The organism is Belliella marina, assembly GCF_042682445.1.
GTDB lineage: Bacteria > Bacteroidota > Bacteroidia > Cytophagales > Cyclobacteriaceae > Belliella > Belliella marina.
Genome location: NZ_JBHUHR010000046.1, coordinates 256,231 through 281,736, shown reverse-complemented (window position 1 = coordinate 281,736; position 25,506 = coordinate 256,231). Strand labels below are relative to the sequence as shown.

24 protein-coding genes are annotated in these 25,506 nt (G+C 40.8%); 12 read left to right on the top strand and 12 right to left on the bottom strand.

Annotated features, from left to right (window positions below; all coding sequences use genetic code 11):
* The first annotated feature begins 16 nt into the window (after window positions 1–16).
* Complete coding sequence (locus tag ACFSKL_RS20260) at window positions 17–613, top strand: acyl carrier protein phosphodiesterase (RefSeq protein WP_376888791.1); 597 nt, start codon at window positions 17–19, stop codon at window positions 611–613.
* Window positions 610–1,062, top strand: a complete 453-nt coding sequence (locus ACFSKL_RS20255; protein WP_376888790.1) for a hypothetical protein — start codon at window positions 610–612, stop codon at window positions 1,060–1,062. Before ACFSKL_RS20260 ends, ACFSKL_RS20255 begins: the two co-directional genes overlap by 4 nt.
* On the opposite strand, the gene ACFSKL_RS20250 is transcribed toward ACFSKL_RS20255, so the two are convergent.
* The 6 genes from ACFSKL_RS20250 to ACFSKL_RS20225 all read right to left on the bottom strand — a co-directional run bounded on the left by ACFSKL_RS20250 (window position 1,059) and on the right by ACFSKL_RS20225 (window position 7,991).
* Window positions 1,059–2,105 (bottom strand): porin, encoded by a 1,047-nt coding sequence (locus tag ACFSKL_RS20250; RefSeq protein ID WP_376888789.1) that lies wholly within the window; start codon window positions 2,103–2,105, stop codon window positions 1,059–1,061. The two genes, ACFSKL_RS20255 and ACFSKL_RS20250, sit on opposite strands and share 4 nt — an antisense overlap.
* Before the next feature lie 209 nt (window positions 2,106–2,314).
* On the bottom strand, window positions 2,315–2,854 hold the full coding sequence (locus ACFSKL_RS20245) for an inorganic diphosphatase (RefSeq protein ID WP_376888788.1): 540 nt from the start codon (window positions 2,852–2,854) through the stop codon (window positions 2,315–2,317).
* 147 nt (window positions 2,855–3,001) lie between these two features.
* A complete protein-coding gene (locus ACFSKL_RS20240) occupies window positions 3,002–4,090 on the bottom strand; it encodes a hybrid sensor histidine kinase/response regulator (RefSeq protein ID WP_376888786.1) in 1,089 nt (362 codons plus the stop codon).
* Window positions 4,083–6,206, bottom strand: coding sequence for a 7TM diverse intracellular signaling domain-containing protein (locus ACFSKL_RS20235; RefSeq protein ID WP_376888784.1), 2,124 nt, complete (start codon window positions 6,204–6,206; stop codon window positions 4,083–4,085). The genes ACFSKL_RS20240 and ACFSKL_RS20235 overlap by 8 nt, the downstream gene beginning before the upstream one ends.
* Window positions 6,203–6,898 (bottom strand): hypothetical protein, encoded by a 696-nt coding sequence (locus ACFSKL_RS20230; RefSeq protein ID WP_376888782.1) that lies wholly within the window; start codon window positions 6,896–6,898, stop codon window positions 6,203–6,205. The genes ACFSKL_RS20235 and ACFSKL_RS20230 overlap by 4 nt, the downstream gene beginning before the upstream one ends.
* Window positions 6,888–7,991: a ThiF family adenylyltransferase gene (locus ACFSKL_RS20225; RefSeq protein WP_376888780.1), complete on the bottom strand. Its 1,104-nt coding sequence runs from the start codon at window positions 7,989–7,991 to the stop codon at window positions 6,888–6,890. The genes ACFSKL_RS20230 and ACFSKL_RS20225 overlap by 11 nt, the downstream gene beginning before the upstream one ends.
* A 221-nt stretch (window positions 7,992–8,212) precedes the next feature.
* Between ACFSKL_RS20225 and ACFSKL_RS20220 the strand changes: the two genes are divergently transcribed.
* A complete protein-coding gene (locus tag ACFSKL_RS20220) occupies window positions 8,213–8,686 on the top strand; it encodes a response regulator (RefSeq protein WP_376888778.1) in 474 nt (157 codons plus the stop codon).
* Here ACFSKL_RS20220 and ACFSKL_RS20215 read toward each other — a convergent pair.
* Genes ACFSKL_RS20215 through porX form a run of 3 tightly spaced genes read right to left on the bottom strand, consistent with a single transcriptional unit; the run spans window position 8,683 to window position 11,885 of the window.
* Window positions 8,683–9,885, bottom strand: coding sequence for an alanine dehydrogenase (locus ACFSKL_RS20215; protein ID WP_376888776.1), 1,203 nt, complete (start codon window positions 9,883–9,885; stop codon window positions 8,683–8,685). The genes ACFSKL_RS20220 and ACFSKL_RS20215 overlap by 4 nt on opposite strands.
* Window positions 9,878–10,321 carry a tRNA (adenosine(37)-N6)-threonylcarbamoyltransferase complex ATPase subunit type 1 TsaE gene (gene tsaE / locus ACFSKL_RS20210; RefSeq protein ID WP_376888774.1) on the bottom strand — a complete coding sequence of 148 codons (444 nt, stop codon included), beginning with the start codon at window positions 10,319–10,321 and terminating at the stop codon, window positions 9,878–9,880. Before tsaE ends, ACFSKL_RS20215 begins: the two co-directional genes overlap by 8 nt.
* 4 nt (window positions 10,322–10,325) lie before the next feature.
* Window positions 10,326–11,885 carry a T9SS response regulator signal transducer PorX gene (porX, locus tag ACFSKL_RS20205; protein WP_376888772.1) on the bottom strand — a complete coding sequence of 520 codons (1,560 nt, stop codon included), beginning with the start codon at window positions 11,883–11,885 and terminating at the stop codon, window positions 10,326–10,328.
* Window positions 11,886–11,948: 63 nt separating this feature from the next.
* Here porX and ACFSKL_RS20200 point away from each other — a divergent pair, with 63 nt between their 5' ends.
* Genes ACFSKL_RS20200 through ACFSKL_RS20175 form a run of 6 tightly spaced genes read left to right on the top strand, consistent with a single transcriptional unit; the run spans window position 11,949 to window position 17,633 of the window.
* Window positions 11,949–13,175 (top strand): HD domain-containing protein, encoded by a 1,227-nt coding sequence (locus ACFSKL_RS20200; RefSeq protein ID WP_376888770.1) that lies wholly within the window; start codon window positions 11,949–11,951, stop codon window positions 13,173–13,175.
* 19 nt (window positions 13,176–13,194) lie between these two features.
* Complete coding sequence (gene lpxD / locus ACFSKL_RS20195) at window positions 13,195–14,217, top strand: UDP-3-O-(3-hydroxymyristoyl)glucosamine N-acyltransferase (RefSeq protein ID WP_376888768.1); 1,023 nt, start codon at window positions 13,195–13,197, stop codon at window positions 14,215–14,217.
* A gap of 39 nt (window positions 14,218–14,256) precedes the next feature.
* The gene (locus ACFSKL_RS20190; RefSeq protein WP_376888766.1) at window positions 14,257–15,651 is read left to right on the top strand and encodes a bifunctional UDP-3-O-[3-hydroxymyristoyl] N-acetylglucosamine deacetylase/3-hydroxyacyl-ACP dehydratase; all 1,395 of its coding nucleotides are present in this window, start codon (window positions 14,257–14,259) and stop codon (window positions 15,649–15,651) included.
* Window positions 15,648–16,427, top strand: coding sequence for an acyl-ACP--UDP-N-acetylglucosamine O-acyltransferase (lpxA, locus tag ACFSKL_RS20185; RefSeq protein ID WP_376888764.1), 780 nt, complete (start codon window positions 15,648–15,650; stop codon window positions 16,425–16,427). The genes ACFSKL_RS20190 and lpxA overlap by 4 nt, the downstream gene beginning before the upstream one ends.
* A gap of 3 nt (window positions 16,428–16,430) precedes the next feature.
* The gene (locus ACFSKL_RS20180) at window positions 16,431–17,066 is read left to right on the top strand and encodes an ABC transporter ATP-binding protein (RefSeq protein WP_376888763.1); all 636 of its coding nucleotides are present in this window, start codon (window positions 16,431–16,433) and stop codon (window positions 17,064–17,066) included.
* A gap of 51 nt (window positions 17,067–17,117) precedes the next feature.
* Window positions 17,118–17,633, top strand: coding sequence for a hypothetical protein (locus ACFSKL_RS20175; RefSeq protein ID WP_376888762.1), 516 nt, complete (start codon window positions 17,118–17,120; stop codon window positions 17,631–17,633).
* Window positions 17,634–17,735: 102 nt separating this feature from the next.
* Here the strand turns inward: ACFSKL_RS20175 and ACFSKL_RS20170 are convergent, their stop codons facing one another.
* On the bottom strand, window positions 17,736–20,123 hold the full coding sequence (locus tag ACFSKL_RS20170) for an endonuclease MutS2 (RefSeq protein ID WP_376888760.1): 2,388 nt from the start codon (window positions 20,121–20,123) through the stop codon (window positions 17,736–17,738).
* A complete protein-coding gene (locus tag ACFSKL_RS20165) occupies window positions 20,107–20,469 on the bottom strand; it encodes a DUF4296 domain-containing protein (protein ID WP_376888758.1) in 363 nt (120 codons plus the stop codon). Before ACFSKL_RS20165 ends, ACFSKL_RS20170 begins: the two co-directional genes overlap by 17 nt.
* A gap of 90 nt (window positions 20,470–20,559) precedes the next feature.
* Here ACFSKL_RS20165 and ACFSKL_RS20160 point away from each other — a divergent pair, with 90 nt between their 5' ends.
* Genes ACFSKL_RS20160 through ACFSKL_RS20150 form a run of 3 tightly spaced genes read left to right on the top strand, consistent with a single transcriptional unit; the run spans window position 20,560 to window position 23,366 of the window.
* The gene (locus ACFSKL_RS20160; RefSeq protein ID WP_376888757.1) at window positions 20,560–21,438 is read left to right on the top strand and encodes a DUF58 domain-containing protein; all 879 of its coding nucleotides are present in this window, start codon (window positions 20,560–20,562) and stop codon (window positions 21,436–21,438) included.
* Window positions 21,431–22,333 carry a hypothetical protein gene (locus ACFSKL_RS20155; protein ID WP_376888755.1) on the top strand — a complete coding sequence of 301 codons (903 nt, stop codon included), beginning with the start codon at window positions 21,431–21,433 and terminating at the stop codon, window positions 22,331–22,333. Before ACFSKL_RS20160 ends, ACFSKL_RS20155 begins: the two co-directional genes overlap by 8 nt.
* Complete coding sequence (locus ACFSKL_RS20150) at window positions 22,320–23,366, top strand: vWA domain-containing protein (RefSeq protein ID WP_376888754.1); 1,047 nt, start codon at window positions 22,320–22,322, stop codon at window positions 23,364–23,366. The genes ACFSKL_RS20155 and ACFSKL_RS20150 overlap by 14 nt, the downstream gene beginning before the upstream one ends.
* A 967-nt stretch (window positions 23,367–24,333) precedes the next feature.
* Here the strand turns inward: ACFSKL_RS20150 and tnpA are convergent.
* The gene (gene tnpA, locus ACFSKL_RS20145) at window positions 24,334–24,786 is read right to left on the bottom strand and encodes an IS200/IS605 family transposase (protein ID WP_376888752.1); all 453 of its coding nucleotides are present in this window, start codon (window positions 24,784–24,786) and stop codon (window positions 24,334–24,336) included.
* Window positions 24,787–25,506: the final 720 nt, after the last annotated feature.

Genomic DNA, 25,506 nt, shown 5'->3' with positions numbered 1-25,506 from the left:
TTCAAAATTTAACCCTGTGAATTTTCTGGCACATGCATATTTATCTTTCGGTGACCCAAAGGTACTCATTGGCAACTTTATTGGGGACTTTGTCCGGGGATCTATTGAGGAAATTTACGAAAAAGATATTGTCGTTGGGGTTTTGCTCCATCGGGACATTGACAAATTCACAGACAGGCATCCGGTAGTCAAAGAAGCCCAAGAGAAACTGAAACCTGAATATGGAAGGTATGGAAGCGTGATCACAGATATGTATTTTGATTATTTTTTGGGGAAATACTGGAACAATTACCACCATTTGCCTTTGGAGGTTTTTGCCCAAGAGACGTATGCGATCGTCGAAGACCACATAGATATCTTACCCGAAAACTTCCTGAAAGCCTACCAGTATATGAAGCATTACAACTGGCTCCATTCCTATTCTGAAATCGATGGGATCCGACGTGCATTGACTGGGCTTTCCAAAAGAACCCGATTTGATTCCAAAATGGAAACAGCACATATCTATTTGGAAGAAAACCATGACCAACTCAGAAAACATTTTGGTGATTTTTTTGAAGATTTGGTAACTTTCGCAAAAAAACGATACCTCATCCTGAAAGCAGAAATATGATCCATTGTAAACCAAAAAAAGCAACCTATTTTTCTTTATCCATTGTCCTTTTGATTTTGTTGGGCGGACTGGTTTACCTTCTCAACGATTTTGCCAATACCCGAAATTACGGATTGATATTCTACCTGATCAGCGCCCCTTTGGTCACTGTAGTCAGCTTGATGCTCTTGGTCAAAATGATGGTTGGGTACAAATTCATTTCAGTGGGAAAAGAAAAAATCACGACAAGACTCCCACTCAGGGGGATCACCAAAACCTACGACCTAAAGCAGATATTGGCTTGGGAAGAAGAGAAAGTTATTGCCAACAAGAAAGAATTCAAACAAACCACCATCGTGTTTGATGATAAAGCATCCTTTACGATGAGCAATCATGAGCATGTCAACTATGAAGATTTCGTTGTTTACCTGGGAAAAAAAGCTCCTTCCAAAAGAGTAAAAACCAATTAGAACTGGATCGAAAATACCATCGTCAGTGCCGTATTTCCCTTGCTGAATTTGGCTTCTGGCAATTGAAAAACCGATTCCTCTCCTATAAACTGCCTTGCTTCCAAGCGGATCAACCCTTTTGGATGGATTTGGTAATCAATATTTGCAGATAAGCCGGACATTTTCAACCCTTCATTCAGTATCACGCCTGCCGGGTCTGAATAATACTCCAATCTACCTGCCAATGTTACTTTTTCGACCATCTCCCTTTTGAGTGAGGCTGTGAGTCCATACCAATGGTTCAACCTGTTTCCAAGTGCGGCTTCAATGCCATAATCTGCCCCTATTATGGCTCCCCATTTACCAAAAGAATATTTGGTGTAGAAGTTGTTGAAAAACCTGTCTTGTCTCAGTGAAAGCACTTGCTCGTTTCCGAAATAATTTGAATAATTGATCTCCAAATCTTCAACTGGGCGATAATTGACACCAAACCCCAGACCCAAAGCTTGGTTGCCTATCTGTCTCTGTACATTTTGCCAGCCATTGGTAAGCCAGAGCACCAGGTCTAGTTTTGAGTTCAGTCCATAAGAAAATCTGGCGCCAGTCAGGAAATATGGTGAATTCTCAGCCAATAAGCTCCTGCTCAAGTGCCAACAATCAGCCCCCACTGCACTTTCAAAGCCAATATGTGACGGCATGATCCCAACATCCAGCCATAGGTCTTCCAACACTTGAAATCCAATGGATGCTTCATAAACCATCTGTGTCCACTTTGGCTCACCTGCCAAATTGTATTGGGCATAACTGCCCAACATCAGTCCAATTGTAGACCGGATATTATCTTCCTGGTAGGAAGCCTGAAGCAAAGCCAAATTGACACTGAATTCATTGTGTCTTTTGAAATTATAAAGAAAATCAGGTCTTAGGTGGTGTTCCGGCTGGTTGAAATCGTATGAAAAATAAGTTTCCAGATAACCTGAAAATGTAAGATTCCCTACATTATCTTTTTGGGCAAGAACATTCCCTGAACAGATTAGCAGGAAAAAAAGTAATAGTCTATTCATTGCAATAGATTTAAATGTAATAGAGGCAGTCCCATCATTTGCAATCGCTACGATTCAAAAACAACAATAATCAATTGATCAACACTTCCCGGGCAAAGAGGTCAAAGGAGAAATGAATCACTCCCTTCTCCTTTGACCTTGGTTCTTTTTCCCTATTCCTGATCTAGGCTGCTTTGCAAAATAATATTTGGCAAAACAAACCCTTCAACTTATCTCTGCGTCCTAAAGTTTTTATCATAGAGCTCAACACTCTCCTTGATAATCTTGAAAGCCTCTTCTTTGCCCAAGAAATCTTCAACTTTCACCTCTTTGCTTTCCAGTTTTTTATAATCTTCAAAGAACCTGTGGACTTCTTTCATCAAATGCGGAGGCAGCTCATCGATATCATCGATATAGTTTACAGACTGGTCATCAGCTGCAACAGCTATGATTTTATCATCTGCTTCACCACCATCTACCATTCTCATGACCCCTATCACTTTTGCCTTTACCAAAGTCATGGAAGGAATGTCAATTTGGGAAATAATCAGAATATCCAGAGGGTCATGGTCTTCACAGAAAGTCTGCGGGATAAATCCATAATTTGCAGGATAATGAACTGCAGAAAACAAGACTCTATCAAGGATGAGCATGCCTGTCTTCTTATCCAGTTCATATTTGCCTTTACTACCTTTCGGGATCTCAATCACTCCCATTACGAATTCTGGAGCTTCTTTGCCAATTTGCACATCGTGCCATGGATTAATCATATCTAAAAACTATTTATTGTTCAAAATTTAAATGATGCGCAATTTAGTTTGTATTCCTATTTTTATCAAAGTAATAAGACTCTATTTTCTAAAAATGAAAGAAATGACACCTTTTAAAAGCAAACTAAAAAGCATTTTGGATACATATTAAGGTTTCAGGGAAGGCAATGTGATGGTAAAAATAGTCCCTTGATCCAATTTGGATACCAACTGTATCTTCCCTCCCATCTGAACGACAGATTCCTTGACCATGTACAATCCCAACCCTGACCCCACATTCCTCTGTGTAGCCCGGTGAAATAGGTTAAAGACTTCTGTGTGAAACTTTTCGTCGATCCCTATCCCGTTATCTTCGATCTGGATGATCGCAGTTTTATCTTTCACTACTATCTCAAGTTTTATGGACTTGCCTTCGCCTTCACTTTTCTGAAACTTATAGGCATTGCTGAAGAGGTTGTTCAAAATCACCCTCAGCTTTGAATCATCAGAGTAAAACTGTTCTTGTTGGTCTATTTTGATCTCAATATTGACATCATCCAGACCCAATTTCTCTCTATAGGCCTGAAGTTGCTCCTCGATAATCTCATTGAAAAACACCTCTGAGGCTTTGGTGTCTATTTTGGTCGAACGGTAAAAGTCCAACATCTTATAGATAAAATCATCCAGCCTAAGTGTAGCTGAATCTATCATATCAAAGTATTCCAAAATATTCGGGTCTTCCGTCTCCATTTTTGCCAATTTGGATACACCCGAGATACTCATAAGCGGCCCTCTCAATTCATGCGAAAGGCTATAGACAAATTGGTTCATCTCTGAATAGACCTTTTTCAGCCTTTCATTTTTGTCTTTTAGTTCTTTTTTGGTAAAATAAATCTCCGATGCATTTTTTATGGCGTTTTTGATCTGCTCAAGATTCCATGGCTTATCGATAAACCTATACACTTCACCTTTGTTGATCGCATCAATGACACTAGCTATGTCTGAGTATCCTGTCAGGAGGATCCTTATCGGGTCAGGATTGATCTTCATCAACCTTTCAAAAAACTCAACCCCCGAAAGCCCAGGCATTCTTTGATCCGCTATAACCACATGCAGCTCTTCCTTCTCCGCAATCTTAAGGCCATCCTCGGCATCTATAGCTGTTATGATATGGAAATCCTTCCGGAGGCTTGCCTTAAATGAATTGAGGTTGTTGTCCTCATCGTCAATATATAAGACTCTTATTTTTTCATTCATGTTGCGGAGTGTTTTGATAAACTGGTAAGGTTATGATGAAATTTGTCCCCTTACCTTCTTTCGTATCTACTTCCAAAGTACCTCTATGGTTCTCGATGATTGTATAGACAATCGACAATCCAAGTCCAGTCCCTTTGCCCACAGCTTTTGTTGTAAAGAATGGCTCAAAAATCCTCTCTTTGACAGATTCGGGCATGCCTGGTCCATTATCTCCAATTTCAATTTTAATCAATTCGCCCAAATGGGAAGTCCTGATCAGCACTTCCGGATTGGGATTGTCAGACAGGTGGTCTGTCAAGGCATGTATAGAATTGGTAATTATATTCATAAATACCTGATTGATTTTACCTGCCAAACATTCTACCATAGGAATGTCACCATAGTCCCTGATTATTTTGATTTTTCCCGACATAGAACTGTTTAATAATACTAATGTACTATTTATCCCATCATGAATGTCAACTTTTTTCACATCTTGTTCATCTACACGTGAAAAAAGCCTCAAACCTTTGACTATCTCCACCGTTCTTTTGGCTCCATCATCCATCCCTTTCAAGAGCTGGTCTATCTCTTCAAGTATATATTCCAACTCCAATTCCTCCTCCAATTCCCTGATCTCCTTTTTGGTGTCTTCCGAATATTCCAGCTCTCCTTTTTCCCTGTACAGACTAACAATTTCCATCAAGTCTTTAATATCCCTTTTGAGCGGTGAGATGTTAGAACTTACAAAGTTGATTGGGTTATTTATCTCATGTGCAATACCCGCTGTCAATTGCCCCAATGAAGCCATTTTTTCCTGGTTGACCAATTGGGTCTGTGTATTTTGGAGATTCCTCAAAGTATCCTCAAGCTCTTCTGTCCTTGCTTTTACCTTGGACTCAAGCATTTCATTTTGCTTCAAAATCAAGCTTTCATTCTCTTTCAACACCCTCAGTTTCTCCGCCTGCTCCTTCTCTTTCTCTTTTTTGAGAATGTTTATTTTTTCCGCCAAAGCCAAAGAAAGCAAAATCGCCTCCATTGCAGTCCCTATCAACATCGGGAAATTAGGTGGTGCATTGAACGCAATCAAACCGTTGGTTTGCAAGATAAACACCAACAAACCTACAAAGAAGAACAGCCAACCGATGATAAAGTAAATCGCAGGCCTGTAACCTTTCTTCGCGATTTTTGTCGCTGCCAAAACGAACAGGACTATGACCATCAACCCAGAAATATCAGTAAAGCTATAACTCCACTTGATAAATCCAAATACCCGCAACAGAAATGCAACCCCATATATCAAGGTGTTAACGATCAACAACTTATCAAGAACAGGTGTAAATTCACTCGTTTTCAGGAATTTTCTCATAAATGAAATTCCCGCAACCCCGGAAATAGCAGAGAATCCAATGATACTCAATTCGTATAGGCTTGAGTTTTGGTTCAAAAAATAATAATATGAATATCCCAACAAGGATGTCTGGGCCAAGGCTATAAACAAGATATAGACAGAATACAAAAAGTAGGTTTTGTCCCAAATAAGAAAGAACAAGATAAAATTATACAAAAACAAGGCAAACATCACTCCCATGTAGGCACTTATGATCAGTGTTCGCTGATTGTACATGAAGTGAAACAAACTGTATTCAGTGAGGGAAATCTCTACATTGATTGGCTCATTGCTTTTGATATACAAAAAGAAATCCTGACCTGTCCCATCATTATTGATGATAAAAAGTGGATTGGGATTAGAGAACAAATTTGTTCTCCCATAGTTTGTCCCTGCCCTACCTACCTCAGTGAGCAAGCCTTCATCTGACTTTTGGAACAGCACCACCTCCCTAAAAGTCGGATTCTTTAGTTCTAATGCCAACTCTTCGCCTAATTCAAATGCTCCTTTAATATCAAACCCTATAAAAGCCTCATTTTCAAACCCGAGACCCAATGTTTTCGTTTCCAAAACCACTTTCTCCTTCGGTTCGAGAAACGCATCATTTTGATAGACATAGAACTCTTTAACTTCGTAGGTATCCATGCCCTCGATAGACGCCAGGAATGCCATGACTGGCAAAAAAACAAATACAATCACAGTCAAACCAATAATCAATGGTTGTTTGTGCTTCCAACTTTTGATCATAGCTTTTCCAGATTCAAATCAAATTCGACTTCCATTTCACCCATTTTACTAGTCAGAAGTTTCGTCTGCCGGGGATTGTTCCTCAGATCAAAAATAAACTCTTTCTCTTCCGGCATGGCCCTTTCCAAAGTCCTGACATCTTCCACTTCCATAATCGTGGCAATCAAGCCTTCCTTCGGGTACAAAAAAGTCCCTTGATCACCCAGCTCCTCGATGATCCTCAGACCAACAGATTGGGAGTTGGCAACGGTAAATGGGGAACAAAAAGCCATCAGGCAATTCAAATCCAAAAACGAGGTCAATGCTACACCTATTCTTATCAGATAAATACTGCCGATCCCATATCCCGACACTTCTTTTGAATTCCAAAGACCACAATATTCCGCAACTTTGAGGTCTTCGAATCTTTCCATATACTTGACTATCCTACTGTCTTTTTCAAAAATCGCCCCTTCCAATGGAAGCGGAAAGCCGGCACTTCTCAACTGCACCCTTCCACCTCCGAGCATTCTCTCACCATCTTCCGATTCTACAAGCAGAAGATATACATTGGGGTTGTTCATCCAAGATCGATCTGCTGAAGTCACTTTTGTCACACCATATGATTCTAAAACCTTGAAATGCCCATTTACATACTTTTCCGTGTCCGCAGGAGAGGAGATTGCTCTCACAACCCTAATCTTAACTTTCATTATCCGTATTGAAGTATTGGTCCAAATCTATATATGCCCTACCTGAATTCACTTCTTGTTCTGTCAATATTTTCCTTGCAAAATGGGAACACATAGCCCCTCCCATGATAACAGAAGATCCGAGTTGCGGCCAGCTGCTGATGGTTTTCCCCAATTCCATAAGGCTATATTTTCCACGACTTGATATATTTTCATACTCCAAGATCGACATCAACACACTTGTTTTCAATTCTTCCAAATTTCCCAAGACCTCTTCCTCAGACCCAAATTTTGACAACAAACCATGGAAAATAGGTCTTTTTTCTTCCAAATCAAACCTTTCTATATCAACCAAGCCCCTATCACTCGTATCCATTATCACTGGAATCCCCAATGACCTTGCTTTTAGCCTAGATTCTATCTTGACCTTGATATTGTCACATTCTTCGATCAGCAAATCGAGATTCCCATTATCAGTAAAAAAAGAATCCATATTTTCTTCGGTAAGGCCACTGTCAAATACCGTGACTTTCAGAAAGGGATCAATCTCAGCAATCTCCCGCTTTACCAATGTTGTTTTGGGGACACCAATGTTGGTCACGCTGGTACGCAACCTGTTCATGTTCCCCAGTTCAAGAATATCAAAATCAGCAATCCGCAATTCCCCGAATGAACGCTCCATGGCTAGGCTAATCGCAACGCTCTGCCCAACCGATAGTCCTATTATTCCGATTTTTTTGTGGCTTAACTGCTGCTGTTCTTCTTCGGTAATCTTATACTTGTTCCTGACAGTCCGTACAGCTACAAAATCTTCCTCAGGGAGTAAGTGGACCAGACAGTTCTTCCAGGGGTAATAAACCCAAACGCCGTACTTCTCTTTATCCAAATCCCTAAAAAATAAATCAACCTCCTCCGACAACTCTGCCGGTTGAAATCTTCTTGATGGTTTTTTAAGTTTTATCAGCTCAGATACCTGGCTATCTATTTTATCGATTATTGAAACAAATGGTAATTCCTTTAGTTTTATCAGAAGTTGATAGTCATTATTTTCTTCTGGATTTAAAATTAAAGCATCTGTTTGACTGGTGAAATCAAGATCTTTAATGTGGCTCATTCTTATACATCAAGGGTGATTGATACTGGTAAAGTTATATTTTTGAATCAAGAATCTTATTAAAAAAGCAAAAATTATTCACAGAAATGAATTTTATTTAGATATTTGATAAAAACGATGGTGTTTCACAGAAAATTCAACAGTGGAAAAGGAGAAACTATCTAGTCAATACTGGTTTCCAAAACCCTTTTCTACATCGATTTTCAATAACCAAAAAACCAATGTCTGAATTACAAAAGGAAAAAATAAGGGTTCTGTACGTAGATGATGAAGAGAATAACCTTCAGGCTTTCAAAGCTACCTTCAGAAGGGATTACAAAGTATTCATTGCCATCTCTGCAATGGAAGCTAGGGATATGCTCTCAACCCAGGAAGTAGATATCATTATCACTGACCAAAGAATGCCTGAGGAGACGGGGGTTGACTTCCTTGAATCCATCATCCCTTTGTACCCTGACCCGATCAGGATTCTATTGACTGGATATACCGATATCCAAGCTGTGATCGATGCCATCAACAAAGGGCAGGTATACCACTACCTCACCAAGCCATGGGAAGAAGATTACCTGAGAACGGTCATCAAAAATGCCTTTGAGGTGTATTCACTCAGAAATGAAAACAGGAAACTCACAGAAGATTTGCTCAAAGCAAATGATCAATTGGAATTTTTACTCAGACAGAACCTTCTTTCCTAATACCGTGCTGCCAACAAAAGCTGAAGCTCCTTGTGTGTCATCAAGAATTTTCTTGCCAAATGTGCATTTGTCAAACTCCCCCTATAAGTATAAACACCCTTCATAAACCACTTGTAATTGAAAATCATCTCCTCTGCACCTTTCAAATCCGACATTTGAAGGAGTATAGGTGTGAAGATATTGCTCAAAGCAACCGACGCAGTCCTTGAGACCCGTGAGGCGATGTTTGGCACACAATAATGGATGATATCGTGCTTCAAATAAGTCGGTTTGGAATGTGACGTCATCTGGGCGGTTTCTATACATCCCCCCTGGTCTATACTAACGTCGATGACAACACTTCCAGGCATCATGGCAGCCACCATCTCTTCAGTCACCACTATTTTATTCCTCCCTTTTTCTGCACGAAGAGCACCTATGACCACATCCGCTTCCCGCAGCGCTTGCGCCAGGGTTATATTGTCAATAGTAGAGGTGAACACCTGTTGACCCAGCAGTTGCTTCACTCTCCTAAGCTTATAGATGTGGTTGTCAAAAACTTTTATATTTGCTCCAAGCCCCAGCGCCGTCCGTGCTGCATATTCTGCAACTGTCCCTGCCCCAATGATGACTACTTGGGTCGGTGGTACTCCGGTAATGCCTCCCATAATCAGGCCTTTGCCTTCATTCACACTACTCAGGTACTCTGAAGCAATCAGCATCACCGTACTTCCGGCAATCTCACTCATTGCCCTTACTACTGGCATCCCCCCGACTTTATCCTCAAGATTTTCGAAGGAAACAGCCGTGATCCGTTTGGCATTGAGCGCATGGATATAGTCTGCATTTTGCCGTCCTATCTGAAGTGCCGAAATCAGACATGAGCCTGGAAGCATGTGTTGGATTTCCTCTATTGTAGGCGGTTCTACCTTCAATATCACCTCTGTTTCAAAGGCTTCTTTTGAAGAATAAACAACCTTTGCCCCAGCATCAGAATATTCCTGATCTGTGAATTTCGACTGTTTTCCCGCCTCTGACTCTACAACAACACGCAGTCCATTGTTGGTCAACAGCCGTACCGCCTCCGGAGTAAGCAAGACACGCCTCTCCTGATCATCTATTTCTTTTGGAATCCCAATATTGAAATTTCCTTTTGACTTTTTCACTTTTGAAGACGCCTCCTTCGGAAGGATCTCTACGGTTTCGGTGATATCAACCATGCTGTATGCCGTTTACGATTTTCGAAATACTGATTTCCCGAACACCACTATCATCTACTTCTATTGCAATCAGCATAAAAGTATCTGGGATATATTCGGGGATTTTCTCAGCCCACTCTATCCAACAATACGCTCCTCCATAGAAATACTCATCAATTCCAATTTCCAATACTTCTTCAGGATCTTCGATCCTATAGAAATCAAAATGATAGAACTTTTCACCAGAATGGTTGACATATTCATTGACTATAGAAAACGTCGGACTCGACACCATGTGATCAATCCCAAATAGCTTGGCGATTGACTTGATCAGGGTTGTCTTGCCCGCCCCCATGCTGCCCTTAAAAACCCAAATCTTTTCGGATCGGCAGTGTTCAGTGATTTCCCCGGCTACCTGCTGAGTTTGGTCTAAATGGCCACAATAGATTTTTTTCAATATATTAATTATTCTTTGGTGTGAGATGGACTACAGGAATTATGATTTCCTCCAAAGATACTCCCCCGTGCTGAAAAGTGTCTTTGTAGTAATTTACATAATAATTGTAATTGTTTGGATATGCAAAGAAATAATCTTCTACGGCAAAAACATAACTTGTTGACACATTAAATCTTGGAAGTTTCGCATCTTCAGGGTTGTTGATTTCAAAAACCTTACCACTTTCAAAATTCAGGTTCTTGCCTTGCTTGTATCTCAAATTTGTTGTCACATTCTTATCACCTATGATTTTGTAAGGCTTGTTCACCCTTTTGGTACCATGATCAGTCGTCACGATCAAATCCGCACCAGCAGCACTGATTCTTTTAAATAATTCATACAGTGAAGAATGTTCAAACCAGCTTTTTGTCAAGGATCTGTAGGCAGATTCATCTGGTGCAAGCTCTCGAATCATTTTCATGTCCGTCCGTGCGTGAGACATCATATCCACAAAGTTGAACACCAACACATTGAGGTCGTTGTTTAGCAAATTATGGAATTGATCCACCAAATTCTTACCCTGATAGGCCTGTAGGATTTTGTGGTAACTGTAGCGGATATTCAGTCTGTTTTTATGAAGATTTTCTGCCAAAAACTCCTCCTCTTTATTGTTTTTGCCTTCGTCTGTATCCTCACCTTCCCACAGTTCAGGGTGGAACCTAGCCATTTCTGATGGCATCATCCCGCTGAAAAGGGAGTTTCTCGAAAATGCTGTAGTTGTCGGTAAGATACTATAATACGTATCATCCTCCTTTGTATTGAAATACTCATTGACTAGGGGTTCCAATATTTCCCACTGGTCCAGCCTGAGGTTATCTATCACTACAAAAAACAAAGGTTTTCCTTCCTTCAAGTGTGGGAACACTTTTTCTTTCATCAGACTTGGAGACAAAAGCGGCTTATCTGCTTTTGAATCGTTCAGCCAATTCAGGTAATTGTTTTTGATGAATTTTGCAAAAGAGCTGTTGGCTTCCACCTTTTGGGAATCCAAAATCTCACGCATGCTTTTGTTTTCCGTCTTATCAATCTCAAGCTCCCAATAAGTCAGTTTCTTATAAATATCCGTCCACTCCTGGTGTGTGGACGCATCACTACAGGCCATGCTGATATTCATAAAATCCTGTCTGTATGACAGGTTGGTCTTCTCAGAAATCAGCTGTTTATTTTGAAGGATCTTTTTGACTGAGAGCAATATTTGGTTTGGATTGATGGGTTTGATCAAATAATCAGCGATTTTACCCCCAATGGCATCATCCATAATATGTTCTTCCTCACTTTTGGTGATCATGACTACAGGTATCTGAGGCTTGATCATTTTGATCTGCTGGAGTGTCTCCAGGCCAGTCATGCCGGGCATCATTTCATCCAGGAATATCACATCGTAATTTTCCTGTTCTACCTGCTCGATGGCATCCACCCCACTGTTCACAGTGGTAATCTCATAACCTTTCTGCTGCAAAAAAAGAATATGTGGTTTCAATAAATCTATTTCGTCGTCAGCCCAAAGGATTTTAGAATTTTGCATAATATTTGGTTTACTTCTTTTAAAATTATAATTACTTTTGACACCAATCAAATGTCCAAGACATTGAAAAGCCACAAAATATTAAATGACCCTGTTTATGGGTTCATTACAATTCCGAGTGAATTGATTTTTACGATCATTGATCACCCTTACTTCCAGAGGTTACGGCGTATCAAGCAACTGGGTTTGACAGATTTCGTCTACCCGGGAGCGCTTCATACCAGGTTCCACCATGCCATTGGCGCTATGCACCTGATGAGTATCACCTTGGACAACCTCCGCAATAAAGGTAATGAAATTAGCGATGCAGAATACGAAGCAGCCCTTATAGCTATCTTGCTTCATGATATCGGCCATGGACCATTTTCCCATGCATTGGAATTTAGTCTTCTGAAAGATATCCACCACGAATCATTATCGCTTCTGGTGATGGATATAATGAACAAACAATTAAACGGCCAATTAGATCTCGCGTTAAGAATTTTTAAGAATCATTATGAAAGAAAATTTTTCCATCAGCTAGTTTCCAGCCAACTTGACATCGATAGACTTGACTATCTACAACGGGATTGTTTCTTTACCGGCGTATCAGAAGGCACTATTGGCGCTGACAGGATCATCAAAATGATGGCCATCAAAGATGACCAGCTTGTGGTTGAAGAGAAAGGTCTATACAGCATAGAGAATTTTCTGAGTGCAAGAAGACTGATGTATTGGCAAGTCTATTTACACAAAACTACCGTCAGCGCGGAAAAAATGCTGATCAATCTAATATCAAGAGCCAAAGATTTGACACAATCGGGCACAAATCTATTCGCTACGGATGATTTTTTGTATTTCCTTAGAAATGATTTTACCATCGATGATTTCAAAAAGTCGGAAGGACTTGTAAAGACATTCTTGGAACTGGATGATTATGATATATGGGGGGCAATAAAATCATGGAAAAAAGAACCTGACTATGTCCTAAGGAATATTTCACAAATGTTTCTTTCAAGAAACCTATTTAAAATCAATCTCAGCAATGTGGAATTCTCAAGGGAAGAATTGTCTGCCATGAAAACAAAAACCCAACAGACACTCCAAGTACCGGAAGAAGACATGAAGTACTTTTTCTCACACGGTTCCATCAGCAACAACGCCTACCTGGCCAAAGAGAGGATCCATATATTGACCAAAAAAGGACAAATAATAGATGTTGCCCAAGCAGCAGATTTGCCCAACATTAAAGCCATGAGTAAAATAGTAGAAAAACATTATGCTTGTCGTGCTAAAAACTTAACTTTGTAGCCACACAATATTATTTGAGATGGAATTTACCCTTGATCAGGTCGCATTGCTTCTGAGCGGAAAAGTAGAAGGCGATGGATCTAAAGTAGTCAATAGATTGGACAAAATCCAAGAAGGGAAACCTGGTGGTATCAGCTTCCTGTCCAATGAAAAATACGAACACTTTATCTACGAAACCAACGCATCCGGTGTAATAGTATCAGAAGGTTTCCAAGCAAAAAAAGACATCAAAACAACTCTCATAAGAGTAAAAGACGCATATGCCGGTTTCACACAGATCTTGGAAGCATATGCGCAATTTACCAAGAACGGCAAATCTGGCATTGAAGAACCTTCCTATATAGACTCCAGTAGTACAATAGGTGAGGATTTTTATAGAGGTGCTTTTTCATACATAGGTAAAAACTGTAAAATTGGCAATCATGTAAAAATCTATCCCAATGTCACCATTGGGGATAATGTCACCATTGGGGACAATTGCATTCTACACTCTGGGGTAAAAATCTGCAATGATGTCGTAATTGGTTCTTTTTGTGAATTTCATCCAGGCACAATCATTGGCTCTGACGGTTTTGGTTTCGCCCCATTGGAAGATGGAAGCTATAAAGCCATCCCGCAGATCGGAAATGTCATCATTGAAGACCACGTCAGTATCGGAGCCAACAGCACCGTGGACAGGGCAACCATGGGATCTACAATCATCCAAAAAGGTGCAAAAATAGACAACCAAGTCCAAATTGCACACAATGTCGTCATAGGAGAGAACACAGTCATAGCTGCCCAAGCTGGCGTATCTGGTTCGACAGAAATCGGCAAAAACTGTGTGATTGCCGGAAAGGCTGGGATCGTCGGCCACTTGAAAATTGCTGATAGAACTACGATTGGTGCCAATACCGGCATAACCAAATCTGTAACAGAACCGGGACAGACCCTTTTGGGCTATATGGGATTCGAGTTGAAATCATTCCTGAAATCCTATGCACTTTTCAAAAATCTACCCTTACTTCAGGACAGATTGAGAGAACTTGAAAAAAAACAATAAATTTACGCACGCAAACAATCAAGATAGAGTTAGATACCTATGAGGGTAAAACAACATACCATTAAAAAACAAGTCACCGTATCAGGTGTTGGCCTCCACACTGGAGTGATTTCAAATATGACTTTTTTACCAGCACCACCAAACCACGGTTACAAATTCCAAAGAATCGATATCGAAGGCTTACCAACAATAGACGCTGATGTAGACAATGTTGTGGACGTCTCAAGAGGGACCACATTGGAACAAAGTGGGGCGAGGGTATTCACGGTAGAGCACGTATTGGCAGCCTTGGTTGGACTTGAAATAGACAATATACTCATCCAACTGGATGGTCCTGAGCCTCCAATCATGGATGGTTCTTCGATACAGTTTATAGAAATATTGGAAAGTGCGGGCTTTGAGGAGCAAAATGCATTGCGGAGATTTTTTGAAGTCCCTGAAAGCATCACCTATAGGGATGCTTCCAGGGAAGTGGAAATGGCTGCTTTGCCATTGGATGATTATAGGGTCACCGTCATGGTCGATTATAATTCCCCTGTACTCGGTTCCCAACATGCATCCATTACGGATATCAGCCAATTCAGAACCGAAATCGCTTCTTGTAGGACATTCTGCTTCTTGCATGAGCTGGAAATGCTCTACAACCAAAACCTGATAAAAGGTGGGGATTTGAACAATGCCATTGTGGTGGTAGACCGGGTAGTGGAAGAAAAGGAGCTTGAGCATTTGGCAAAGATGTTCAACAAGCAGAAGGTAGAGGTAAGAAAAGAAGGGATTCTGAACAATGTTGAATTAAGGTACAAAAATGAACCAGCCAGACATAAACTGCTTGACGTGGTTGGAGATTTGGCATTGGTAGGACGTCCGATCAAGGCGCAGATATTGGCGGCAAGGCCTGGACATGCTGCCAATGTAGCTTTTGCCAAGAAGCTAAAAAGAGCTATGGAAAAAGCAGGTCCTAGCCATATCCCACATTATGACCCAAAACTTCCTCCTGTAATGGATATTGCCCAAATCAGCAATATTTTACCACACAGGTATCCATTTCAGCTTTTGGACAAAATCATTTACTTGGACGAAACTGTAGTCGCAGGGGTAAAGAATGTGACGATCAACGAACCATTTTTTATGGGGCATTTTCCTGCCAATCCAGTGATGCCGGGTGTACTCCAAGTTGAGGCTATGGCGCAGACTGGAGGTATTTTGGTATTGAGCACAGTGGATGACCCCGAAAATTATTGGACATACTTTTTGGGAATAGAAAACTGTAAATTTAGAAAAATGGTAGTCCCTGGAGACACCTTGGTATTCAAATGTGAATTACTTGCACCTATCAGACGTGGAATTGCCAAAATGAAAGGTGAGGCCTATGTGGGCAACACATTGGTATGTGAAGCCGTTATGACTGCAAGTATTGTTAGAAAAGAATCATGATCAGCAATTTATCCCATATTGACGAGAGCGCTGTAATCGGTAAAGGCGTACAAATCGATCCCTTCACCATGATCCATGAAGATGTGATCATCGGTGATGGCACTTGGATTGGATCGAACGTGACCATCTTTCCCGGTGCTCGAATAGGTGAAAACTGCAAAATTTTTCCTGGGGCAGTTATTTCTGCCATTCCCCAAGATTTGAAATTCCAAGGCGAAGAGACTTTGGTTGAAATTGGCGACAACACTACCATTAGGGAATGTGTAACCATCAGCAGAGGCACGATCGATAAAAAAACCACAAAAATAGGAAGCAATTGCCTATTGATGGCTTATGTGCATATTGCTCATGATTGTATCGTAGGCAACAATGTTATCATAGCCAACTCAGTACAGGTAGCAGGCCATGTGATCATCGACGATTGGGCGATAATCGGCGGCAGCAGTGCCATCCACCAATTTGTGAAAGTAGGGATGCATTCTATGGTTTCAGGTGGATCTTTGGTACGAAAAGATGTTCCACCTTTTACCAAAGCTGCCAGAGAGCCTTTGAGCTATGCAGGAGTGAACAGTCTTGGCCTTAGAAGGAGGGGATTTTCAGGCGAAACTATCAGCCACATCCAAGATGTCTATCGATATTTGTTTTTGAACAGCCTCAACAACAGCCGTGCGCTTGAAGAGATTGAAGTCAACCTTCCCGCTACAAAAGAAAGGGATGAAATAGTCAATTTTATCCGCTCGTCAGAAAGAGGGGTCATGAAAGGCTATATCAATTGATCCATGATCGAAATAAAGCTGGAAAATGCCGCAAAAAGGTTTCAGTATGAATGGATTTTCAGAAGCCTTTCATTGCATATCCCAGCTGCATCCAAATGGGCTATTACGGGAAGCAATGGCTCCGGCAAATCTACTTTAATCAAATCTATAGCGGCACTGAACCCTTTGACTGAAGGTTCGGTTGCCTATTCTTTTGAAAACCAAAGTATCTCAGCAGACCAAATCTATAAACAGCTGACGATATCTGCCCCCTATCTGGAACTTCCCGAGGAATTTTCACTCATAGAACTTTTGAAATTCCACTTCAAATTCAAAAGGCCATTGCCAGATTTTTCATTTGGGAAAATGATGCAGGAAATGTATTTGGAAGATCACCAAAACAAAGCCATCAGTCAATTTTCGTCTGGCATGAAACAAAGACTAAAGCTAGGGTTGTGTTTCTTCTCGGATGTATCTTTGATACTTTTGGATGAACCCACTTCCAACTTGGATGAAAAAGGCCTACATTGGTACCTGTCATTAGTCGAAAAATATGGAACCAATAAAACATTGATCGTCTGCTCCAATGATCCAAGGGAATATATATTCTGCAACAACATCATCAACATCGAAGACTATAAGCATAAACAAAGCCTTTGATTTTTGGATCATATCATTAAATTTACATTTCACATATAATACAACCCTATAATGAATAACTTATTCCGAAAATTTTTACTTCTATCAGCTATGGGGCTAGTCCTTTTTGCCTGTAAGAAAAAAGATGATCCAAACCCATCAAAAACCCCAGAACAACTCGCAATTGAATCTTTGGCCGGTGAATCCTCAATAATTTGGACAGTTGCAGGAGATGGTACTCCTTCAGGAACTGGCTCCGTAATAAGAGGAGATGATAACATAACGAATACCTTTCAAGATTTTGAAATTACATTTTCTGCCAACCAAAACAGTAAGACATACGGTACAAGCAACGGTGGTGAAATTTTTGACAGCTCCGGCAACTGGAATTTTGTCTCAGGAGATTTGACAAAGATAACACTTGCAGGAACCAGGCCTGCTGCAGGACCTGAGATATCACATACCAAGACAACATCCAATGACCTGGTTTTGAAATTCAACATAGTAGCTCCTGGTGGTGAGAACAGAGGCAATCCTGGCGCGGCATTGGCTGGAAGCTATACTTTCAACCTAAAGCGCAAGCAGTAACGATCAAAATATCTATACAAAAAGGGTTGGATTTCTCACGAATTCCAACCCTTTTGTTTTTCCAAGAAATGCAGCTTTCTCAATACATCTTTGGACATTAACCTAGCCCTTCATCTCCACCAAAGTAACTCCAGAGCCACCTCTATCGGCATGCTCATCCGAAACCCTTGCCACTTGGCTCATATTTTTGAGTATATTTCTGGTAATATCTTTCAGGATACCATCACCCTTTCCATGTACAATCCGGAGGTCTTTCATTCCCAACATGTAGCCATCATCTACAAAATTCTGCACCAAAGGCAGTATCTCTTCTCCCCTTTTCCCCCGGATATCCAAATTCGGTGAAAAATCCATCATCTTTGCATTCGTATCAAACCCAGTCCTTTTTGCAAAAGACTTCTTTTCCTTCTTCATTTCAGTACTCGAAATTCTTTCCAACCTTTTGAGTTTCACGTTGGATTTCAGGTCCCCAATACTGATTTCTATATCTTTACCTTTGATGGCAAGGACTTCCGCCACTGCACCGTTGTCTTTCAGACGGACAAAGTCCCCTACTCCGATTTCCCCTTCTATTACTTTGATTTCGGGGGCTTTCTCTACCACTTTTTCCGGCTTGATCTTCGTCTTGAATGTTTCCAGATCGGCTCTCAGTTTCTTTGTAGCTTCTTTGTCTGCCTTGCTCTCCTTAATGGAGCGGATGGTCGTCTCTATCTTTTTGTTCACTTCATCCAATAGCAACTTTGCCTCATTCTTTGCCTGTTGGATATATTGCTTTTTGTTGGAGTCAATCGTTTCCTTGAGTGAGTTGTACTCCTTCATCCTTTGATCAAGAAGCCGCTCTTTTTTTGCATTTTCATTGATCAACTGCTCATACCTTACTTTTTCATTTTCCAGCTTATTGAGCATTTTATCATAGCGCACCCGCTCTTCACCGATATTCTCCTTTGCATAATTGATGATGTCCTTCGAGATACCGATTTTGGATGCAATCTCCAAGGCAAATGAACTTCCCGGCTTCCCGATTTCCAACTGGTAAAGCGGTTCCAACTTATCTACGTCATAGCGCATCGCTCCATTGACCAGCCCTTGGTTTTTGGAGGCTATTTCCTTCAGGTTTCCATAATGGGTAGTTATCACCCCATACGCTCCCAGCTTATTCAATGAAAGCAAAATCCCTTCAGCGATGGCTGCACCAAACTGTGGCTCGGTGCCTGTCCCAAATTCATCTATAAAGAGAATGGTTTTCTTGTCGGCAAACTGTGTGAAATACTTCATGCTCATCAAGTGGGAGCTATAGGTACTCAAATCATTCTCAATGTTCTGCTCATCACCTATATCAATAAAAAAGTGGTCAAATATGCTGCATTTCGAATGTGCATCTACCGGGATCAACAGGCCGCACTGTAGCATGTACTGGATCATTGCCACAGTCTTGAGCGTAACCGATTTGCCACCCGCATTGGGTCCAGATATGACCAGCAACCTCCTGTTGTGGTCAAGCTGTATATTCAATGGGACAACCTCCTTTCCCTGCTGCTTCAAAGCAAACTGCAACAATGGGTGTGTCGCATTGTACCATTCCACTTGTCGCTGTTTTTCAAGTACAGGTCTGGAAGAATTGGTTTTCAAGGCAAATTTTGCTTTTGCCCGGATAAAATCAACCAGCCCCAAGAATTGGTATGCCCTTCTCAATTCAGGAATGTATCCCCTAAGCATGTCTGTCAACTGGGTAAGGATTCGCTGAACCTCCCTTCGTTCCATGTATTCCAGATCCTTCAGGTCATTGTTGATGTCCAGAACTTCGGCAGGCTCCAGAAAGACCGTCTGTCCAGTTGCCGATTCATCATGGATAAAACCCTTGATCTTCCGCTTGTTTTCCGCCAACACAGGAATCACCATCCTCCCACCACGTATCGTCACAGATGCATCCTCCGGGGTCAACCCCTTCGCCTTTGCTTCCCTGAATATCCTATCCAGCACTTTTCTAAGTCTACTTTCTTCATAGATAATCTGGGACCTGATCAATGAAAGATCTTTGGAAGCATTACTTCTGATCTTCCCCTTTTCATCTATGATTTTCTCAATCGCTTTCAGCAAAGTCTGGTCTAGGCTCACCAAGCCCAAAAGCTGGTGTAAGTTTGGGTATTCTTCAGAGAATTTGTTGAAAAATGCAACACATCCACTTAATGTGAGCAAAGAGAGCTTGATTTCGTGAAAATCATCTTCATACAGAAATGTCCCTTCAATCTTTGCCTTTTCCAAATAAGGATAGATATTGGTGAAATTTGAGGAAGGGAAGGCCTCCCCTGAAACCAATATCTGCCTAAATTCCTCCGTTTGGTCCAAAAGCTTGGTAATCAAATTCAGGTCTTTGGAGAAGTTCATTTTATTGACAAAATCAACCCCCAAGGAACTATTGCACTCCGCTTTGACCAATTCCTTTATTTTATCAAAATTGATCTTATCTTCTACACTATTGGGGTAAATCATCCGTCTCTATCGTATTTCCTAATTTTTCTATTACATTCAGGGAATCTATGGCACGTGCATAGATCCTGTCTATCATCTTGGGGTTGGCCAAATAAAACTCCAGGCTTTTGTGAAAGACCGAGTCTGCTACATTGTGTTCCTTGAACACCTCATGCTCAAACATGGGATACAATGTCCTTGAAGAATCATAGTTGACAGGAAAAGTACTGACAAACCCTTCCGCCAAATGGATATCGATCAAGACACTGACCATTTTGTCCTCATCCAGTATCCCCGGAGGAATATTTCTGTTTTCGCAGGCATAAAGGAAAATGACAATCGGTATAATGAATATTAGCTTTCTCACGTTTCAAAATTAATACATTTAATAGAGATCATCATATAAATTTTATTATTCAAAAGACTGCCTTAAATTAGTCATCCGAAAACGACGATTATGAACCAACTGCTAAAGAAATTAAGAAAATATGAGATAATGATCCGAAAAGTGGCAAACAACCACCTTCAGGGGGATTATCAGTCGATTTTCAAAGGGGCTGGCTTGGAATTTGATGATTTGAGACCTTACCAGTACGGTGATGATGTACGGACGATAGAGTGGAAAGTTTCTGCCAAAGGGCACGGTACTTTTGTCAAAACCTTCAAAGAAGACAAAGACCAATGTGTTTATTTCCTTTTGGACGTCAGCGGTTCCCAAGACATTGGGGAAGTCGGCAGGAAAAAAATCGATCTAGGAAAAGAAATAGCTGGGGTTTTGACTTTGGCAGCCATCTTTGAAGGAAGTCAAGTTGCACTGGTTTCCTACTCCGACGAAAAAGAAAAAATCATCTTGCCGGGAAAAGGACCCAAGCAAGGAGTGAAGATCATAAAGGGAATATTCAACCATGAAAACAAATCCCTCAAGACAAATTTGAGTGAGATGTTTACCTTTTCCCTTAACCTGATCAAAAAGAGGAGTATCATCATCGTCATTTCGGATTTTATAGATGAGGGATACGAAAGGCCATTCAAGGCACTTGCCGAAAGACACGATTTGGTTGCGATCCAGTTGACTGACCCTAGGGAATCCAAGCTTCCCTCTTTGGGGATCATTCCCGTATATGACAAAGAGCAAGGAAGCACAACCTGGGTAAATACGGCTTTTGGAGCATTTTCGAAGAAAATCTCTGGTACGTTCACCACAGAGAGAGATCACCTGAAAAATATCTGCAAAAAAAACCAAATCAATTATCTAGGCATCGATACAAGACAAGATATCGTATTACCTTTGATTGAATTATTCAAAACTCGTAACAAAACCATGAAACGTGGCTAAAGTTCGCTTAATTTTACTCGGTTTTATAATCATTTTGATTTCAAACACCTTCAGCTTAGGTCAAGACCTGAAGGTGGAAGGCTATTTCTTGCAAGATTCTGCCAAGCTTGGGGAACGTGTCCCATACGTACTCAAGGCTACCTACGGAAAAGGCTACAATATCATTTTCCCGGATTCCACCTATGATTTCAGCCCCCTTGTTTTGCTTGAAAAGAAAACCTATATCTCCAAAACCAAGGAAGACGTAACTTTGGATAGTGCTATTTACTACCTTTCCAATTTTTCGTTGGATCCGGTATTGAAATTTTCCCTTCCGGTCTACGAAATCCTGAAATATGACAGCATCACCTACTTCGCTGATGAAGCGGATTTGGCACTCAAACTGACGATCAATCCACTTCCTGAAGAACTTGCCTTCAAGGATAACAACGTGTATCAACCAATCGAAAAAGATTTCAACTACCCGCTTCTGGTTGGCGTATTGGTTTCCATATTGATTTTGGCGGCGATACTTTTATTCTTTTTCGGAAAACCACTTCAAAAAAGATGGCAACTCTGGTTGGAGAAACGCAAGTACAAAAGGTTTCTGTTGCGTTGGGAAAAAGCGGAGGCTGCATTTTCCAACAATCCTGACATGGGCAATGCAGATGAGATGTTGGGACTTTGGAAAGCGTATATGGAGCATCTCAAAGACCGTCCATTCAGGGATTGGACTACTAAAGAGATCTCCGAGTTTCTAGAGAACAAAGAAATCATCAAGGATTTCAGGGAAATAGAAATGATCATCTATGCCGGAAAAGAAGGAAAAGATATAGGCCAAGCATGCCAAAATCTCAAAGGAATATGTGCAGAAACCTATCAACAAAAAATCACCCAAAAAGATGAGCGCAAATAGTATATCTGATTTTTTATCTCTGTATTGGTTTTTTCCGGAGACATTTCGCGGATTTGAATGGGAAAACACCTGGGCTTTGCATCTCATTTGGGCAGTCCCATTGTTGATGCTGCTTAGGAAGTTTATCAAATTCCTCAAAAATCCAGTTTTGGAACTTTCCCTTCCAAAAAGTGTCGCACAAAGCAATCCTTGGACTTATTTGAGGATGATCCCTACCCTTTTCTTCCTGTTGGCCCTTTGGATGGTTGTAGTCGCCCTTGCCCGTCCCCAAAAAACAAATGAACGGGTTGAGCAATATACAGAAGGCATTGATATCATGATCGTATTGGACATCTCTGAATCCATGGATCTGCAGGATTTCAAGCCAAACAGACTCGAAGCTGCAAAGGAAACAGCTGTGGATTTCATCAATGGAAGATTTGGAGATAGGATAGGAATGGTGATTTTCTCAGGTGAAGCCTATTCTTTGGCACCTTTGACCACTGATTACACTTTGCTGACAGATCTGATCAAAGAGATTTCCTTCAATATGATGGATGCCAAAGGGACGGCGATTGGAAGTGCTATTTCCTCAGGGACAAATAGGATGAGGGAAGCAGAATCCAAATCCAAAGTAATGATTCTACTCAGTGATGGGGAAAACAATGCCGGGAATGTAGACCCAATTTTCGCTGCCGAATTGGCTGCTGCCTTTGATATCAAAATCTATTCAATAGCGGTAGGCAAAGATGGGATGGTGCCATATGGAGTGGATTTCTTCGGAAGGCCGCAGATGATCGAAAGTTATCTTGACGAAACTACACTCAGGGAAATCGCCAAAATCGGAGGAGGTCAATTCTATAGGGCTTCAGATGACAATGCATTGGAGAGGATATTCGAAGAGATCGACGCATTGGAGAAAGCGGAGATAATAGAGTCCAGGTACAAAGAAACCATGGATTATTATCGGGTTTATTTGTTTTGGGGCTTGCTTTTCTTTTTTGTTTGGATGGCGTTGAAGAGTACTTTCTTCAACAATTTCCTATTGGATTAACAGCCTTTAATTCCCTCTTCATAATGTTCAAATGCCCTTTCAGGGCATACCATCGCCTCGTTTGCATTTTTGCAATGGGTTCTACCCATTGCTTGGGTCAGATGCCCTTTCAGGGCAATTAGCTCACTCTCTTATTTCTTCGCAATGGGCTACACCCATTGTTCTGAGCTGGCGCACTTTCAGGGCAGAACCTAATCGTATGTTCATTTTGAAATGGGGTTTAAGTAATCTGCAATAACAGAATGGTTTTTCAATCCAAAAGTGCCATGATTCTTTGTTTATGAAAGCCAACCTCAATATTTTTCTTCAAAAACCCTGAAAGGGTTACTGATCTCAACAATGGGTGAAGCCCGTTGATATAGAAATACACACACTCCGACCAAACGACCTGAAAGGGCGAGAGAATTTCTCAAAGGTGTCGTTCATATCCCCTTACGAATTCAATTGTCCTTTCAGGGCGAACAGTAACTCTCTTATTTCTCCGCAATGATCTACACCCATTATTCTAAGCTGGCGCACTTTCAGGGCAGAACCTAATCGTTTAATCATTTTAATATGGGGTCTATAATCTGCAATAGCAGAATGGTTTTCCTTCCCAAAAGTCCCGTGATTCTTTGTTTATGAAAGCCAACCTCTATGTTTTTCTTCAAAAAAACCTGAAAGGGTTACTGATCTTAACAATGGGTGAAGCCCGTTGATATAGAAATACACACTCTGCCCAAAAGCCCTGAAAGGGTGTAGGAATACTCACAAAACCAAATCAACCTCAAACTTGCCTATACTCCTAATTATCCTTTCCGAGCATCCACTACCGTGAAAATATTTTTCTAATGGAGAAAACTCTATGTTTTTCTTCAAAAAACCCTGAAAGGGTTACTGATCTCAACAATGGGTGAAACCCATTGATATGGAATACACACTCCGTCCAAAAGCCCTGAAAGGGCGTAGGAATACTCACAAAACCAAATCAATCCCAAACATATTTCTCATCGTACTCAACCTTGTACTTTTCGAGAAAAGATCTGTGTTCATCTTGAAATGTCTTTTTTAGGTGATGTTGGTGTTGGTTTTTGATATATTGGACAACCAGCCCCACTTGTCCCGGATTTACAGAGAATGCCCCATAACCATCCTGCCAATAAAAAGAGGCAAGTTCAGGGCTTAACGTTTTCACCCATTTCGAAGATTTCGATTTGATTTCTTTCACAAGATCCATAATAGAAATCTTTTTTGACAATAGACAAAGTATGTGAACATGATCAAAGTATCCCCCTACAATAATCGGATTTGATTCATATTGATTGCAGATCCCTCCTAGATAGCTATGAATCCTACTTTCAAACTCGGATTTGATCATTGGCTTTCTATGTTTGGTACTGAAAATAATATGGATGTAATTTTTCACTAAAGATTGTCCCATAAAACGCATCCCTCAATAGGGCTTTTTGATTAAAAATTGAATTAAAAATATGGAATAGCTTTTACTGCTGATGTGGCATTTCCCCTTGTCACAATTCGTTATAAATCCTAATCAATTTAATTCATTTGCTCATTAATTCCGAATTTGGAATAAACTTTTTCAAATGCCCTTTCAGGGCATACCGTCGTCTCGTTTGCATTTTTGCAATGGGTTCTACCCATTGCTTGGGTCAGATGCCCTTTCAGGGCAATTAGTTCACTCTCTTATTTCTTCCCAATGGGCTATCCCCATTATCCTGAGCTGGTGCGCTTTCAGGGCAAAACCTAATCGTTTATTCATTTTAATATGGGGGGCTAAGTAGTCTGCAATAACAGAATGGTTTTTCTATCCAAAAGTCCCGTGATTCTTTGTTTACGAAAGCCAACCTCCATATTTTTCTTCAAAAACCCTGAAAGGGTTACTGATCTCAACAATGGGTGAAACCCATTGATATGGAATACACACTCCGCCCAAAAGTCCTGAAAGGACGTAGGAATACTCACAAAACCAAATCAACCTCAAACTTGCCTATACTCCTAATTATCTTTTCCGGGCATCCACTAACGATAAAATATTTTTCTAATGGAGAAAACTCTTTGCTTTGCGTCAAAAAAACCCTGAAAGGGTTACTGATCTCAACAACGGGTGAAGCCCGTTGATATAGAAATACACACTCCGCCC